The 15,239-nt window shown below is 69.1% G+C and carries 16 protein-coding genes and 1 tRNA gene; 15 read left to right on the plus strand and 2 right to left on the minus strand.

The features are described from left to right. The first annotated feature begins 1 nt into the window (after window position 1). From ACIBG5_RS24330 to ACIBG5_RS24345, 4 genes are read left to right on the plus strand one after another with little or no spacing between them, the layout of a single operon-like run. Window positions 2–745, plus strand: coding sequence for a succinate dehydrogenase/fumarate reductase iron-sulfur subunit (locus ACIBG5_RS24330; RefSeq protein ID WP_396393770.1), 744 nt, complete (start codon window positions 2–4; stop codon window positions 743–745). Continuing rightward, window positions 742–1,122, plus strand: a complete 381-nt coding sequence (locus ACIBG5_RS24335) for a fumarate reductase subunit C (RefSeq protein WP_396393771.1) — start codon at window positions 742–744, stop codon at window positions 1,120–1,122. Before ACIBG5_RS24330 ends, ACIBG5_RS24335 begins: the two co-directional genes overlap by 4 nt. Beyond that, the gene (gene frdD, locus ACIBG5_RS24340; RefSeq protein WP_396393772.1) at window positions 1,119–1,472 is read left to right on the plus strand and encodes a fumarate reductase subunit FrdD; all 354 of its coding nucleotides are present in this window, start codon (window positions 1,119–1,121) and stop codon (window positions 1,470–1,472) included. Before ACIBG5_RS24335 ends, frdD begins: the two co-directional genes overlap by 4 nt. A 36-nt stretch (window positions 1,473–1,508) precedes the next feature. Then, window positions 1,509–1,658 (plus strand): DUF6338 family protein, encoded by a 150-nt coding sequence (locus ACIBG5_RS24345; protein ID WP_396393773.1) that lies wholly within the window; start codon window positions 1,509–1,511, stop codon window positions 1,656–1,658. A 283-nt stretch (window positions 1,659–1,941) separates the two neighbouring features. On the opposite strand, the gene ACIBG5_RS24350 is transcribed toward ACIBG5_RS24345, so the two are convergent. Further along, a tRNA-Arg gene (locus ACIBG5_RS24350) sits at window positions 1,942–2,013 on the minus strand. Window positions 2,014–2,228: 215 nt separating this feature from the next. On the opposite strand from ACIBG5_RS24350, the gene ACIBG5_RS24355 reads away from it, so the two are divergent. The 11 genes from ACIBG5_RS24355 (at window position 2,229) to prmC (ending at window position 14,247) form a co-directional block, all read left to right on the plus strand. Then, window positions 2,229–2,414 (plus strand): PspC domain-containing protein, encoded by a 186-nt coding sequence (locus tag ACIBG5_RS24355; RefSeq protein ID WP_131356108.1) that lies wholly within the window; start codon window positions 2,229–2,231, stop codon window positions 2,412–2,414. Window positions 2,415–2,460: 46 nt separating this feature from the next. Next, window positions 2,461–2,991, plus strand: a complete 531-nt coding sequence (locus ACIBG5_RS24360) for a hypothetical protein (protein WP_396393774.1) — start codon at window positions 2,461–2,463, stop codon at window positions 2,989–2,991. A gap of 85 nt (window positions 2,992–3,076) precedes the next feature. After that, window positions 3,077–4,735 (plus strand): arginine--tRNA ligase, encoded by a 1,659-nt coding sequence (argS, locus tag ACIBG5_RS24365; protein ID WP_396393775.1) that lies wholly within the window; start codon window positions 3,077–3,079, stop codon window positions 4,733–4,735. After that, complete coding sequence (gene lysA / locus ACIBG5_RS24370) at window positions 4,732–6,138, plus strand: diaminopimelate decarboxylase (RefSeq protein ID WP_396393776.1); 1,407 nt, start codon at window positions 4,732–4,734, stop codon at window positions 6,136–6,138. The genes argS and lysA overlap by 4 nt, the downstream gene beginning before the upstream one ends. Continuing rightward, window positions 6,135–7,427 (plus strand): homoserine dehydrogenase, encoded by a 1,293-nt coding sequence (locus ACIBG5_RS24375; RefSeq protein ID WP_360446547.1) that lies wholly within the window; start codon window positions 6,135–6,137, stop codon window positions 7,425–7,427. The genes lysA and ACIBG5_RS24375 overlap by 4 nt, the downstream gene beginning before the upstream one ends. 3 nt (window positions 7,428–7,430) lie before the next feature. Beyond that, window positions 7,431–8,507, plus strand: coding sequence for a threonine synthase (thrC, locus tag ACIBG5_RS24380; protein ID WP_396393777.1), 1,077 nt, complete (start codon window positions 7,431–7,433; stop codon window positions 8,505–8,507). Continuing rightward, window positions 8,507–9,439, plus strand: a complete 933-nt coding sequence (gene thrB / locus ACIBG5_RS24385) for a homoserine kinase (protein ID WP_396393778.1) — start codon at window positions 8,507–8,509, stop codon at window positions 9,437–9,439. Before thrC ends, thrB begins: the two co-directional genes overlap by 1 nt. A gap of 337 nt (window positions 9,440–9,776) precedes the next feature. Next, window positions 9,777–11,858 carry a transcription termination factor Rho gene (gene rho, locus ACIBG5_RS24390; protein ID WP_396393779.1) on the plus strand — a complete coding sequence of 694 codons (2,082 nt, stop codon included), beginning with the start codon at window positions 9,777–9,779 and terminating at the stop codon, window positions 11,856–11,858. Window positions 11,859–11,967: 109 nt separating this feature from the next. Further along, the gene (rpmE, locus tag ACIBG5_RS24395; protein WP_130387310.1) at window positions 11,968–12,174 is read left to right on the plus strand and encodes a 50S ribosomal protein L31; all 207 of its coding nucleotides are present in this window, start codon (window positions 11,968–11,970) and stop codon (window positions 12,172–12,174) included. 172 nt (window positions 12,175–12,346) lie between these two features. Then, complete coding sequence (gene prfA / locus ACIBG5_RS24400; protein WP_360446551.1) at window positions 12,347–13,423, plus strand: peptide chain release factor 1; 1,077 nt, start codon at window positions 12,347–12,349, stop codon at window positions 13,421–13,423. After that, window positions 13,420–14,247, plus strand: a complete 828-nt coding sequence (prmC, locus tag ACIBG5_RS24405; protein WP_396393780.1) for a peptide chain release factor N(5)-glutamine methyltransferase — start codon at window positions 13,420–13,422, stop codon at window positions 14,245–14,247. Before prfA ends, prmC begins: the two co-directional genes overlap by 4 nt. Window positions 14,248–14,250: 3 nt before the next feature. On the opposite strand, the gene ACIBG5_RS24410 is transcribed toward prmC, so the two are convergent. Then, window positions 14,251–15,180: a hypothetical protein gene (locus tag ACIBG5_RS24410; RefSeq protein ID WP_396393781.1), complete on the minus strand. Its 930-nt coding sequence runs from the start codon at window positions 15,178–15,180 to the stop codon at window positions 14,251–14,253. Between the last annotated feature and the right edge of the window lie 59 nt (window positions 15,181–15,239).

The raw sequence follows: 15,239 nt of genomic DNA on the forward strand, positions 1-15,239 counted from the left end.
GATGGCAGACGAGATCACCCTCGAGGTCGCGCGCTTCCGGCCTGGGGTGGACACCGAACCGGTCATGCAGTCGTACCAGGTTCCGCTGCGTGAGCAGTGGGCGGTCCTGGACGGCCTGAGCTACATCAAGGACCATCTGGACGGCACGCTGTCCTTCCGGTGGTCATGCCGGATGGGCATCTGCGGCAGCTGCGGGATGACGGTCAACGGCGATCCCCAGCTGAGCTGTGCGACCTTCCTCACCGACTACGCGCCCGGACCGATCCGGATCGAGCCGCTGCACAACTTCCCGGTGATCCGCGATCTGGTCGTCGACATCGGCGACTTCATGGACAAGCTGCCGACCGTGAAGCCGTGGCTGGTCCGGGATGTGCACAGCCCGCTCGAAGAGGGCGAGTACCTGCAGACACCGGAGGAAATGGAGGACTACCAGCAGTTCAGCATGTGCATCAACTGCATGCTGTGCTACTCGGCCTGCCCGGTGTATGCCCTCGACCAGGACTTCGTCGGTCCGGCGGCGATCGCGCTCGCGCAGCGCTACAACCTCGACTCGCGGGACGAGGGTGCCGACGAGCGGCTCGCCGTCCTGTCGTCGCCGGAAGGGATCTGGTCCTGCACCTTCGTCGGCGAGTGCAGTGCCGCGTGTCCGAAGGGCGTGGACCCGGCGGGCGCGATCCAGCGGTACAAGCTGACCGCGGCGACCCAGGCGATCAAGGGCCTGCTGATGCCGAGGAGCCGGCGGTGAGTGTGTACGAGCGGCCGGTCCACCTGTTGTGGTGGCTCGAGCGCCGCTCCTACCTGCTCTTCGTGCTCCGCGAGTTGAGCAGCGTGTTCGTCGCGTGGACGGTGGTCTACCTCCTGCTGCTGGTCAACGCGGTCAGCGACGGGCCGGCGTCGTACCAGCGGTTCCTGGACCGCAGTGGCGAGTGGTGGATGGTCGCGATCAACGTGATCGCGATGCTGTTCCTGCTGCTGCATGTGGTGACCTGGTTCGGGCTGGCGCCGCGAGCCATGGTGGTGAAGGCGCGCGGGCGCCGGGTGCCGGCGCGGCAGATCGTTGCCGCGCACTACCTTGCCTGGTTGGTGCTGTCGGCAATCGTCGCGTGGCTGGTGCTGCAATGAACCACCGTCGCTCGCCCGAACCGTTGCTGTGGATGCTGTTCAGCTCCGGCGGCATGGTCGCGGCGTTGATGCTCCCGATCCTGCTCTTCCTGTTCGGCGTCGCGTTCCCGCTGGACTGGCTGACACCGCCGACGCATGCGCACCTGTTCGCCGTACTGCACAATCCGCTGACCCGGCTGGTGCTGTTCGGCCTGTCCGTCCTGGCTTTCTTCCACTGGGCCCACCGCTTCCGCTACACCCTCTACGACGGCCTACAGCTCAAGCGCTACGCCGTACCAATCGTGATCCTGTGCTACGGCGGCGCGGTCGTGGGATCCGTCCTGGCCGCCGCACTCCTGCTGACGGTCTGACCCGACTGGTGGTGTCCAAGCAGTAGCCTCAGTCGAATGGGAACGCCCTCGAACGTTCTTCAAGTAGCACTGCTGGCCCTGTTCGTACTGCCAGGGATCACGTATCAGTTCCTCCGCGAACACTGGCGCGGCCCGGTCCCCTTCACCCGAGACCCCAAAGCAGTACTACGAGCAACCACCCGATAACCCACCGCACCCGCACTGCCCACACGAACCACCGCCCCGCAACCGGAGCCCCAGGCACCACAGCAACCACCGCCGCAACCGGAGCCGCAGGCACAGCAACCACCGCCGTAGGCACCCACAGCAACCTCCCGCCAGAACCGTTGGCACCCACGGCAACCACCGACATGGGGGGTCCGGGGGGCGAAGCCCCTCCGGGCGGGGTGTGGGGGTCGCACCCCCACAAAACACGACGGGCGATCCAAGCCTCGCGCACTCCGCGAGCATGAATCGCCCAGATCGTCCGCGCCCCCGGCAGGATTCGAACCTGCGCACCCGCCTCCGGAGGGCGGTGCTCTATCCCCTGAGCTACGGGGGCTCAGGAACGTGCAGAACAGTAGCAGGAAAGTGCGCTGAGTCCCGAATCGGGTGCGCTCCGCGCGGCGCCCGGCGTACCGGGCCCAGGTGGGTCACCGAGCTGGGTGCCCGGGGCACCCTGACCGGACCCTGGATCGCCGGTGTGGAGGGATCGACTCGGGCGGATTCGGAGTCATAGTGGTGGTAAGTCCATCTGTGGAAAGGAAACCTGAACTCATGGCTAGCACACTGGTTCGCCCGTCGAGCGGTCGCTGGATCGGCGGTGTCTGTGCCGGACTGGCCCGCAGGTTCGGTATCTCGGCCAACACGATGCGGCTGATCTTCGTGGTCAGTTGTCTGCTCCCGGGCCCGCAGGTCCTGATCTATCTGGTGCTCTGGATCCTGATGCCGTCGGAGTACTGACCCCGGCGGTCCGCACCCCCGGTGCCCCATGGCAACCTGGCTCGTCATGAGAGCAGGCAGGTGGCGCCGGGCGGGTGCGACGGCGGCCGCCCTGCTCCTCGTGACGAGTGTGGCCGGCGGCTGCCAGGTCGGTCCCGCGCCGCCCGGTCCGGCCGAGATCCGGACCGGTCCGCCGCCGTGGGACGCGCCGCGTGACGGGGTGTCGTACATCGACAAGGCGGGGTTCGAACGTCTCCCGCTCGACTTCTCCGGCCCATCGCCGTACACGGTGAAGATCGCGGTCTCGGTCGACGGCAAGGCGGTGCAGGTGCCGGCCGGAGTCGGCGTCGACCGGGTCCGCGCCGAGCAGGCCGCCGTACATACGCATACCGCGGACGGCCTGGTGTACGTCGAGGCCAAGACGACCGCCGAGCGTCCCACTCTCCAACAGTTCTTCACCCTCTGGGGCGTGAAGTACGACGGCAGCTGCCTGGCAGACGCCTGCACCACCCTCACCGTCACCGCCAACGGCAAACCCGTCCCGTGGGACGCCGAACTAACCCCCAACACCCAATTCCAGATCACCGCGACCCACTGACAGTGATGGCCTGGCTGTCCCGGGCGTGTACCGGGCTGTGGATGGTGAGTCAAGGGTTTCGGGGCGGGGCCATTAGGCTGAGGCGGTGACTCCGGAACAGCTCGCTGCGAAGATCCTCCAGGCCCTGGCCGCGCTCGCCGACGACGGGACCATCACCGTCGAGGGCGGGCTGCCGCGCGAGCTGAAGGTCGAGCGGCCCAAGAACCCCGAGCACGGGGACTACGCCACCAACGTTGCCATGCAGCTGGGCAAGCGCGCCGGGCTGAACCCGCGCCAGTTCGCGGAGCTGCTGGCCGGCAAGCTGCAGGACGACGACGCGATCACCGCGGTGGAGATCGCCGGTCCGGGCTTCATCAACATCCGGGTCGCGGCCGACGCCCAGGGCAAGATCGCGCAGGCGATCGTGGACGCGGGCCCGGCGTACGGCGGTTCCGACAGCCTGCACGGCCAGACGGTGAACCTGGAGTTCATCTCGGCCAACCCGACCGGCCCGCTGCACCTCGGCCACACCCGCTGGGCCGCCGTCGGCGACGCCCTGGCCCGGGTGCTGACCGCGGCCGGCGCGAAGGTCAGCCGCGAGTTCTACATCAACGACCGCGGCGCCCAGATGGACAAGTTCGGTGCCAGCCTGCAGGCTGCGGCCCACGGCGAGCCGATCCCCGAGGACGGCTACCACGGCGAGTACATCCTGGATCTCGCCAAGCAGATCGTCGCCGAGGTCCCAGGCATCACCGACCTCCCCGCCGACGAGCAGGTGGTCGCCTTCCGCGAGGCGGGGTACGAGCGCCAGCTGAAGGAGCAGCAGGCGCAGCTCGAGCACTTCCGGACCAAGTTCGACGTGTGGTTCTCCGAGCGCAGCCTGCACGAGCAGGACGGTGTCGGCCACGCGATCGAGAAGCTCCGTGAGCAGGGCCACCTGTACGACGCCGACGACGCGCTGTGGATGCGGACCACGGACTTCACCGACGACAAGGATCGCGTCCTGATCCGCTCGAACGGCGAACCGACGTACTTCGCCTCCGACGCGGCGTACTACGTGAACAAGCGCGAGCGCGGCTTCGACATCTGCATCTACCTGCTCGGCGCCGACCACCACGGGTACGTGAACCGGCTGAAGGCGATCGCGGCCTGCGCCGGCGACGACCCCGAGCACAACATCGAGATCCTGATCGGCCAGCTGGTGAAGATCCTCAAGGGCGGCGAGGAGATGCGGCTGTCCAAGCGGGCCGGCACCATCGTCACGCTGGCCGAGCTGGTCGAGGAGGGCGGCGTCGACCCGCTGCGGTACACGTTGTGCCGCTATCCGGTCGACTCGCCGCTGACGCTGGACATCGAGGAGATGACCCGCCAGGTCAGCGAGAACCCGGTGTACTACGTGCAGTACGCGCACGCCCGCCTCGCGTCGATCCTGCGCAACGCGGACGAGCTCGGCATCAAGCTGGACGAGTTCGAGCCGGGCCTGCTGAGCCACGAGCGCGAGGGCGACCTGCTCCGCGCGCTGGCCGAGTTCCCACGGATCGTCGCGACCGCGGCGGAGCTGCGCGAGCCGCACCGGGTCGCGCGCTACCTGGAGGACACCGCGTCCGCCTTCCACAAGTTCTACGACAGCTGCCGCGTGCTCCCGCGCGGCGACGAGGAGGTGGAGCCGGTGCACAAGGCTCGCCTGACCCTGGTCGGCGCGACCAGGACTGTGGTCGCCAACGGGCTGGACCTGCTCGGCGTCTCCGCACCGGAGCGGATGTGAGGGCGCACGAGGCGGGGGCCCTGCACGCGCAGGCCGGGCACCGCGGCCCCGCCTGGCTGAGCACCCCGCGCGGCGTCAACGACCTGGTCCCGCAGCTGTGGTCGTCCACGGCGAAGAAGTCCGGCGAGGGCTCGCTGGTGATCGGCGGTGTCGACCTCCGCGACCTGGTCGCCGAGCACGGCAGCCCGGCGTTCGTGCTGGACGAGGACGACTTCCGCGCGCGCGCCCGCGCGTTCAAGCACGCCTTCAAGGACTTCGACGTGTACTACGCCGGCAAGGCGTTCCTGTGTACGACGGTCGTCCGGTGGGTGATGGAAGAAGGCCTGAACCTGGACATCTGCAGCGGGGGAGAGCTGGCCGTCGCGCTCCGCGCCGGCGCCGACCCGAAGCGGCTCGGGTTCCACGGTAACAACAAGTCCGAGCAGGAGCTGGCGCGGGCACTCGACGCCGGCGTCGGCCGGATCATCGTCGACTCGCAGCACGAGATCACCCGGCTGATCGAGCTGGCCCGGGAGCGGAACACGACCGCACCGGTGATGATCCGGGTCACCGCGGGCGTCGAGGCGCACACCCACGAGTACATCGCGACCGCGCACGAGGACCAGAAGTTCGGCTTCTCGATCACCTCTGGTGCCGCCTTCGAAGCCGTTGCCCGGGTCAACGAAGCGCCGGAGCTGGAGCTGCTCGGCCTGCACTCGCACATCGGCTCGCAGATCTTCGACTCGTCCGGGTTCGAGGTCGCCGCGAAGCGCGTGATCGCCTTGCACGCAAGGGTTTCCGAGGAGCTCGGCGTGGACATGCCGGACCTCGACCTGGGTGGAGGCTTCGGCATCGCCTACACCACCCAGGACGACCCGTCCGACCCGGCGCAGCTGGCGACCGAGCTGGGCAAGATCGTCGAGCACGAGTGCCGCGCCTTCGAGGTCGAGGTGCCGAGGGTCTCGATCGAGCCCGGCCGCGCGATCGTCGGCCCGGCCATGTGCACCGTCTACTCGGTCGGTACGGTCAAGGAGGTCGAGCTCGACTACGGCGCCTCCCGGTCCTACATCTCGGTCGACGGCGGCATGAGCGACAACATCCGCGCCGCGCTGTACGACGCCGACTATTCCTGCACGCTCGCCAACCGGTACTCCGACAGCGAGCCGTCGCTGGCCCGCGTGGTCGGCAAGCATTGCGAGTCGGGTGACATCGTGGTCAAGGACGAGTTCCTCCCGTCGGACGTGCGGCCGGGCGACCTGATCGCCGTACCGGGGACGGGTGCGTACTGCCGGTCGATGGCGAGCAACTACAACCACGTACCGCGGCCACCGGTGATCGCGGTGAAGGACGGTCACACGCGGGTCGTCGTACGCCGGGAGACCGAAGACGACCTGCTGGCACTCGACATGGGGGCGGACGCGTGAACGAGAAACCCTTGAAGGTCGGCCTGCTCGGTTGTGGCGTGGTCGGCACGGAGGTCGTGCGGATCCTGACCGAGCAGGCTGATCACCTCGCCGCCCGGGTGGGCGCCCGGCTGGAGATCGCCGGCATCGCGGTACGCCGGGCCGGTCGCGAGCGGGACATCGCCGTCGACCCGTCCCTGGTCACCACCGACGCGCAGGCCCTGGTGTCGCGCGGCGACCTGGACCTGGTGATCGAGGTGATCGGTGGGCTGGAGCCGGCTCGCGGGCTGATCCTGTCCGCACTCGAGCACGGCGCGTCCGTGGTCACGGCGAACAAGGCACTGCTGGCGGAGGACGGCCCGACGCTGTTCGCGGCTGCGGAGAAGTACCAGCGTGACCTGTACTTCGAGGCCGCCGTGGCCGGGGCGATCCCGATCCTGCGGCCGCTGCGCGAGTCGCTCGCCGGTGACGACGTGACCCGGGTGATGGGCATCGTCAACGGCACCACGAACTACATCCTGGACAAGATGGACAGCACCGGCGCCGGGTTCGACGAGGCGCTGGAAGAGGCCCAGGCGCTCGGGTACGCCGAGGCCGATCCGACCGCGGACATCGAGGGCTTCGACGCGGCCGCGAAGGCGGCGCTGCTGGCGAGTCTGGCCTTCCATACCAGGGTTTCCATCGCCGACGTGCACCGCGAGGGCATCACCGACGTGACCGCGACGGACATCGCCTCGGCCCGCGAGATGGGCTGTGTGGTGAAGTCGCTGGCGATCTGTGAGCTGGACGAGACGACCGACTCGGTCAGCGCCCGGGTGTACCCGGCGATGATCCCGGCGAACCACCCGCTCGCCTCCGTCCGGGACGCGTACAACGCCGTCTTCGTGGAATCCAAGGCAGCCGGGCAGCTGATGTTCTATGGTCGTGGTGCCGGCGGCGCCCCGACGGCCAGCGCAGTCCTCGGGGATCTTGTGTCCGCCGCGCGCAACCGGCTCAAGGGTGTGCCGGGGGTCGGCGAGTCGTCGTACACCCAGCGGGCCGTGCGGCCGATGGGTGACGCGGTGACCCGCTATCACGTGTCGCTGGACGTGGCCGACAAGGCCGGTGTGCTGGCGGCGGTGGCCCACGCCTTCGCTGAGCACGACGTGTCGATCCAGACCGTCCGCCAGGAGGGCCGGGGGAGCGACGCACAGTTGGTGGTGGTCACCCACACCGCGACCGACGCCGCATTGTCCGCAACCGTGGAGACCCTGCGCGACATGGACATCGTTCGTGAAGTCAGCAGTGTGATGCGGGTGGAAGGCGGATAAGGGATGGCTCAGCAGCGGCCTCATCAATGGCAAGGCGTGATCGAGGAGTACCGGGACCGGCTGCCCGTTTCGGCGGACACTCCCGTGGTCACGCTCGGCGAGGGCGGGACGCCGCTGGTGGCCGCGCAGTGGCTGAGCGAGCAGACCGGATGTGAGGTCTGGCTCAAGGTCGAGGGCAACAACCCGACCGGCTCGTTCAAGGACCGCGGCATGACGGTCGCGATCTCGCTCGCCGCGCAGGCCGGTGACAAGGCCGTGGTGTGCGCGTCGACCGGCAACACCTCGGCCTCGGCCGCGGCGTACGCCGTCCGGGCCGGGCTGGTCCCGCTGGTGCTGATCCCGGCCGGCCGGATCGCGAAGGGCAAACTGGCGCAGGCCATCGTTCACGGGGCCCGGCTGGTGACCATCGACGGCGGCTTCGACGACTGCCTGCGGATCGTCCGCGAGCTCGGCAAGCACTACCCGGTCGCGTTGGTGAACTCGGTGAACCCGGTCCGCCTGGAGGGCCAGAAGACGGCGGCCTTCGAGGTGTGCGACGCGCTCGGCGACGCACCCGACCTGCATCTGCTCCCGGTCGGCAACGCGGGCAACATCGCGGCCTACTGGAAGGGCTACCAGGAGTACGCCAAGGACAAGCTGGCCTCGCGGACCCCGCAGATGTGGGGTTTCCAGGCCGAGGGTGCGGCCCCGATCGTGCGCGGCGCGATCGTCGAGAAGCCGGACACCGCCGCGACCGCGATCCGGGTCGGGAACCCGGCGTCCTGGACGCTGGCCGAGGCCGCCCGGGACGAGTCCGGCGGCCGCATCGAGATGGTCACCGACGAGCAGATCCTGACCGCACAACGTGAGCTCGCCGCCCGTGAGGGCGTGTTCGTCGAGCCGGCGTCGGCGGCCGGTGTCGCCGGATTGCTGCACGCGAAGACGAACGGATGGCTGCACGGCGGCTCGACCGTCGTGATCACTGTCACAGGCCATGGCCTGAAGGACATCGACACGGCGCTCGATCACGCGAAGGTGGACGAGTCCCCGGTCACACCCCCCGACACCGACGCCGTCGCGCGCGTCGCCGGCCTCGCCTGATGCCGGACCAGGTCCGGGTCCGGGTGCCCGCGACCAGCGCCAACCTCGGCCCGGGCTTCGACGCCTTCGGCCTGGCCTTGACCCTGTACGACGACCTGGTCGTGACGCCCGGTGGATCCGGGGTGACTGTCGAGGTGACCGGATCCGGTGAGGGCGAGGTGCCGCTGGACGAGTCGCATCTGGTGGTCCGTTCGATCCGTGCCGGCCTGGATGCGTTGGGTGTGCCGGTGCCCGGATTCACGGTGCGGTGTGAGAACCGGATCCCGCACGGCCGCGGGCTCGGGTCGTCATCGGCCGCGATCGTCGGCGGACTCGCGGCGGCGTACGGGCTGGCCGGCGTACCGGTGGATCGCGATCGGATCGTCGTACTGGCGAACGAGATCGAAGGGCATCCGGACAATGTGGCCGCGGCCGCACTGGGTGGATTCACGATCGCGTGGACCGAAGGGGACGCCGGACGGGCGGTCAGGTTGGACCCTGTGGACGGGCTCGCCGCGGTGGCCTATGTACCCGACAATCGCGTGCTGACAAAGGAGGCGCGCGGATTGTTGCCTGGCGTTGTTTCCCACACTGATGCGTCCGCGAATGCGGGGAAAGCGGCATTGTTGGTCGCCGCGATGACAGCGCGCCCGGAGTTGTTGCTGATCGCGACCGAGGATCGCCTGCATCAGGAGTACCGCGAGCCCGCGATGCCGGAGAGCCTGGCGCTGGTGCACAAGTTGCGGGGGAGCGGACTGGCCGCGATCGTCAGCGGTGCCGGCCCGACGGTCGCCGTACTGGGCCGCCCAGCTGAAACCTCTGCGCCGGCAGGTAAAGCCGCAGGTCAGCCTGCATTCTTCCGCGGTACGCCGGACGCACCGGACGGCTGGACGCGGTACGACCTGGCCATTGATCCAGTCGGCGTACAGGTCTGGTCGATGGAGTCCGGATAGCGTGCCGGGGCCGAAGGGGAATGATCGGCAATTGACACACGTTGTACCCCTCGAGTCAGCAGAACGACCCACAGTGGTGCTAGTCTCGACTCACCCGATCCCCTCCAGGTGATCGGTGAACTCTCGCCACGATCCGGGCTGTGCTCCCGGCACCCTGTGTTGTGTGGCGACCCTCCTGCGGACTGATCTTGCGCCGCCTGCGCCGGAAACGTCCGGAGGGACTCAGATCGAGCGAGAGCCTCTTGATACCCACGTCGCCGTTTCGTCGGTCGTGGGTGATGATTCCGGGCGATGAGCCTTTCAGGGACATCGTCCATCCGTGTGGGAAGGACCTCACGTGACAGAAACTGTTGAAGCCTCCAGCGGAGCCGGTACGTCACCGGCCCCGGGTACTGACGCCGCGGCCACCACCGCCACGCGTCGCCGGAAGGCCGGAGGCGGCCTCGAGGGCATGCTGCTCCCCGAGCTCAAGCAGCTCGCCGGGACGCTGGGCATCAAGGGCACCGGCGCGCTGCGCAAGGGCCAGCTCATCGAGGCGATCAAGGCCGCCCAGGCCGGTGGCTCCACGGGCGGTTCGCGCCCGAAGTCGAGCCAGCCGACCCTGGACGAGGGTGCCGCCGAGGCGCCCACGGCCGACGCCCCGGCCGCTCGCGCCGGGCGGGCCGAGAAGCGCGAGGGTGGCAGCCGCCGGACCCGCGCCGCGGCCGAGAAGACCGTCGGCCAGAACGGTGCCGGCCAGTCCGGTGCCGACCACGCCACGGCAGCGCCGGTCGCGGTCGAGGCGCCGGCCGCGCAGGCTCCGGCGCAGGACAGCACCGCGCAGAACGGCTCCGCCCCGGTCGAAGCGGCCGAGCCGCAGTCGGCCGAGCCGAAGGCCGAGCAGGGCGGTGAGAGCCGCAACCGTGACAACCGCGACGGTGACCGCAACCGCGACCGGAACCGCGACAACACCCGGGACGCGAACCGCGACGCGAACCGTGACGCGAACCGTGACGCGAACCGTGACCGGGACAGCCAGAACCGTGACGGCAACCGCGACCGCAACCGGGACACCCAGACCCGGGGTGGCCAGGACCGCGACAACCAGCGGAACCGGCAGGACCAGAACGACCGCGGCGAGGAGGGCGAGGGCCGTCGCCGGCGCCGCCGGGGCCGCGACCGGGACCGGGACCGCACCCGGGAGCCCCAGAGCGGTCGCGACAGCAGCCGGAACCGCGGCCGCGGCGAGCGGTTCGACCCGGAGCCGACGATCAGCGAGGACGACGTCCTCGTCCCGGCCGCCGGCATCCTCGACGTCCTCGACAACTACGCGTTCGTCCGGACCAGCGGCTACCTGCCCGGCCCGAACGACGTGTACGTCGCGCTGTCAATGGTGAAGCGCTACGGCCTGCGTAAGGGTGACGCGATCACCGGTGCGGTGAAGCAGCCGCAGGAGGGTGAGCGCAAGGAGAAGTTCAACCCGCTGGTCCGGATCGACACCGTCAACGGTGCGGACCCGGAGATCGCCAAGCAGCGGCAGGACTTCAACAAGCTGACCCCGCTGTACGCGACCGAGCGGCTGCGGCTGGAGACCGAGCCCGGTGTGCTCACCACCCGGATCGTCGACATCGTCAGCCCGATCGGCAAGGGCCAGCGCGGCCTGATCGTCTCGCCGCCGAAGGCCGGTAAGACGATGGTGCTGCAGGCGCTGGCGAACGCGATCACCACGAACAACCCCGAAGTGCACCTGATGGTGGTGCTGGTGGACGAGCGGCCCGAAGAGGTCACCGACATGCAGCGCACCGTGAAGGGCGAGGTCATCGCGTCGACGTTCGACCGTCCGGCCGACGACCACACCACGGTCGCGGAGCTCGCGATCGAGCGAGCCAAGCGGCTGGTCGAGCTCGGCCACGACGTCGTCGTACTGCTCGACTCGATCACCCGGCTCGGGCGGGCGTACAACATCGCGGCACCGGCCAGCGGCCGGATCCTGTCCGGTGGTGTGGACTCGTCCGCGCTGTACCCGCCGAAGCGGTTCTTCGGTGCGGCCCGCAACATCGAGGACGGCGGCTCGCTGACCATCCTCGCGACCGCGCTGATCGAGACTGGCTCGAAGATGGACGAGGTGATCTTCGAGGAGTTCAAGGGCACCGGCAACATGGAGCTGCGGCTGCGCCGCGAGTTCGCCGACCGGCGCATCTTCCCGGCCATCGACGTGGTCGCCTCCGGCACCCGCCGCGAGGAACTGCTGATGAGCAAGGACGAGACCACCGTGGTCTGGAAGCTCCGCCGGGTGCTGTCCGCGCTCGACGGCCAGGCCGCCCTGGAGCTCCTGATCGGCAAGCTCAAGGAGAGCAAGTCGAACATCGAGTTCCTGCTCCAGGTCAACAAGACGACCCCGTCGGCCGGCGGCGCCCGCAGCACCGACGACGGGAACTGAGAAGCAGTCGATTACCAGTTTGCCGCCCCCGGGTGGCAAACTGGTCTGTCGGTTCCGGTTCACGTCTGCATCCGCGGGCGACCCGGGGCACCTGAACCTAGGAGATCCTTTGAAGAGCGACATCCACCCGACGTATGTGGACACCACGGTGACCTGCACCTGTGGCGCCACGTTCACCACGCGCTCGACCGCGGAGAACGGCGTGATCCACGCCGACGTGTGTTCGCAGTGCCACCCCTTCTACACCGGCAAGCAGAAGATTCTTGACACCGGTGGCCGGGTGGCCCGCTTCGAGAAGCGGTACGCCAAGAAGTAGCTGGCGAAGGCGATGGGCGAGGTGTGCCTGCGGACAGCGCAGGCCACCTCGCCTTCGCGTGTTGTGCGGCTGCGCTTCGCTTGCCGCGAGCGGGGGCTTCGCCACCCGCACCCCCTTTGCGCGGGGCTGGCGCGGTTCGGATATCGGGGCGTTGCGAGAGGAGGAGTGCGGGATGTTCGAGGCGGTTCAGACGCTCAAGGCCGAGTACGCCGAGCTGGAGCGGCAGATGTCGGATCCGGCGCTGCACTCCGACCAGGCCAACGCCCGCCGGGTCGGCAAGCGGTACGCCGCGCTGGCGCCGGTGGTCCGCACGTACGACGAGTGGCTGCGGACCGCGGACGACATCGGCGCAGCCAAGGAACTGGCGGCCGAGGACCCTGCGTTCGCGGAGGAGGCGGCGAAGCTGACCGCCCGTCGCGAGGAGCTGGCCGAGCGGCTGCAGGTGCTGCTGGTGCCGCGGGACCCGAGCGACGACAAGGACGCGATCCTCGAGATCAAGGCCGGTGAGGGCGGCGACGAGTCGGCGCTGTTCGCCGGCGACCTGCTGAGGATGTACCTGAAGTACGCCGAGTCGCAGCACTGGAAGACCGAAGTCCTGGATTCCGCGGAGTCGGACCTCGGTGGCTACAAGTCGATCACCGTCGCCGTCAAGGCCAAGGGCACTCCGGAGCCGGGTGAGGCGCCGTACGCGAAGCTGAAGTTCGAGGGCGGCGTGCACCGGGTCCAGCGGGTGCCGGTGACCGAGTCGCAGGGCCGGATCCACACCTCCGCGGCCGGTGTCCTGGTGCTGCCGGAGGCGGAGGACGTAGACGTCGAGATCGACCAGAACGATCTGCGCATCGACGTGTTCCGATCGTCCGGTCCGGGTGGGCAGAGCGTGAACACGACCGACTCGGCCGTCCGCATCACCCACCTGCCGACCGGCATCGTGGTGTCGATGCAGAACGAGAAGTCCCAGCTGCAGAACCGTGAGCAGGCGATGCGTGTCCTGCGGGCCAGGCTCCTCGCCGCCGCGCAGGAGGCCGCCGACCAGGAGGCGTCCGACGCCCGCCGTTCGCAGATCCGGACCGTCGACCGGTCCGAGCGGATCCGCACCTACAACTTCCCGGAGAACCGCTTCTCCGACCACCGCGTCGGCTACAAGGCGCACAACCTCGACCAGGTCCTCGGCGGCGACCTGGCACCGGTGATCCAGGCGCTGACCGACGCCGACCTCGCCGCCCGGCTCGAGGCCGTCGAATCCCAGTGAGCACCAAGACCCTGGTCGCCGACGCCGCGGCCCGGTTGCGCGACGCGGGCGTCGCGTCACCTGACTTCGACGCCGCGGAACTGCTCGCCTTCGTGACTGGCACCAGCCGACTCAATCTCGGCGACCCGACCGAGGATCAGGTACGCCGGTACGACGAGCTGATCGCCCGCCGCGCGCATCGTGAACCGCTCCAGCACCTGACCGGTACGGCGGCCTTCCGCTATCGGGAACTGGCGGTTGGGCCCGGCGTCTTCGTGCCGAGGCCGGAGACCGAGGTGATGGTCGGCTGGATCCTGGACCGGCTGGCCCATGTACCTGAGCCGCTCGTCGTCGACCTGTGCACCGGCTCCGGCGCGATCGCGGGTGCGGTCGCAACCGAACGTCCCGACAGCACGGTCCACGCGGTCGAACTGTCGCCCGAGGCCTGCGTCTGGGCCCGCCGCAACCTGGCCGGCACCGGTGCGACCCTCCATGAGGGCGACATCGATGGTTGCCTCCCGGAGTACGACGGTCAGGTGGATGCGGTGATCGCGAACCCGCCGTACATCCCGTTGACCGCTTGGGAATCTGTCACCGCCGAGGTCCGCGACCACGACCCGGCATTGGCCCTGTGGTCCGGAGATGACGGCCTCGACGAGATCAAGGTCGTCGCGACGACCGCGGCCCGCCTGCTCAGACCAGGTGGCTGGTTCGCCTGCGAACACGCCGACGTACAAGGCGAATCAGCTCCGGCCGTGTTCACCGCCACCCGGTCCTTCGCCGAGGTCCGCGACCAACTGGATCTCTCCGGCCGCCATCGCTTCAGCACCGGCCGCCAGATCTAACACCTACTCGTAGACCACGAACTCCGGGCGGGGTTCGAGGGCGAGGACCTGGGGTGGCGTCATCAGCGGACCGTGCCGGGTGTCTTCGGTGTAGAAGAGTTTGAAACCGGCGTGCACAGACGGTGGAAGGGTGGCCGTGAGCTTGCCCCAGGTCTCGAGTTTGTCGGTGCGGGCGCCGATGCCGTCGACAGACTTGATCGTGACGACGCCGGGGTGTTTCGTCAGCGCCTTCTCGTTGCTGACGATGCGGGTCGAGAGTTGGTGGAAGACGAACACCTTCTCCGGCAGGTTGTTCGCGCGGACCAGACCCGACAGGTACGACGCGATGCTGTCGAGCTCGGCGCCGGTCGTATGACCGTAGACCCGGCCGGGGACCTGACCCGGACCGACCGCCCACTCGGGGTCGAACGCGAGGCCGACGTCGGGTTCCTTCAGCCAGCGTTCGAGCCGCTTCACCTCGGGCAGGATCTTCGCCCGGCCCGGCTGGATGTCCAGCAGCAACAACATCCTGTGCTTGCGCGCAACCGTCAGGTACTCGTCGATCGCCGCGTCCGCCAGCCGTCCGCGATACAGCCCGTCCTTGCCCGGCGACCCCTTCGCGACCACCGCGATGAGCTCCATCACCGGCTGCGGTGTCCGCCCGACGGCGTACGACTTGGAGAGCTTCTCCAGCGTCGCCGCCTTCTTCTCCAGGTCCTTGTCCAATGGCCCGAGTGCGGGTGAGCCCGGCAGGCCGACGTACCCGACGAGTTGGTACTTCGGGAAGATCACGCGCCCGCCCCGCGGCAGGCCGCCGTTCCCCGACGGAGGCGGGAGAGGCTGTGGTGTGGCAGGAGCGGACGGACTGGGAGTGGTCTTCGCCGGTGCCGGCGCGGAGCCGACACTCGCGGGCGCGTCACTGCAGGCAGCCGCGCCGACCAGCACACTGGCCATGGCCAGCACCTCACAGACTTTCCGCATCGCTCCAGCCAACCACGAGCGGCGGGGCGTCA

The organism is Kribbella sp. NPDC050241, assembly GCF_044459685.1.
Taxonomy (GTDB): domain Bacteria; phylum Actinomycetota; class Actinomycetes; order Propionibacteriales; family Kribbellaceae; genus Kribbella.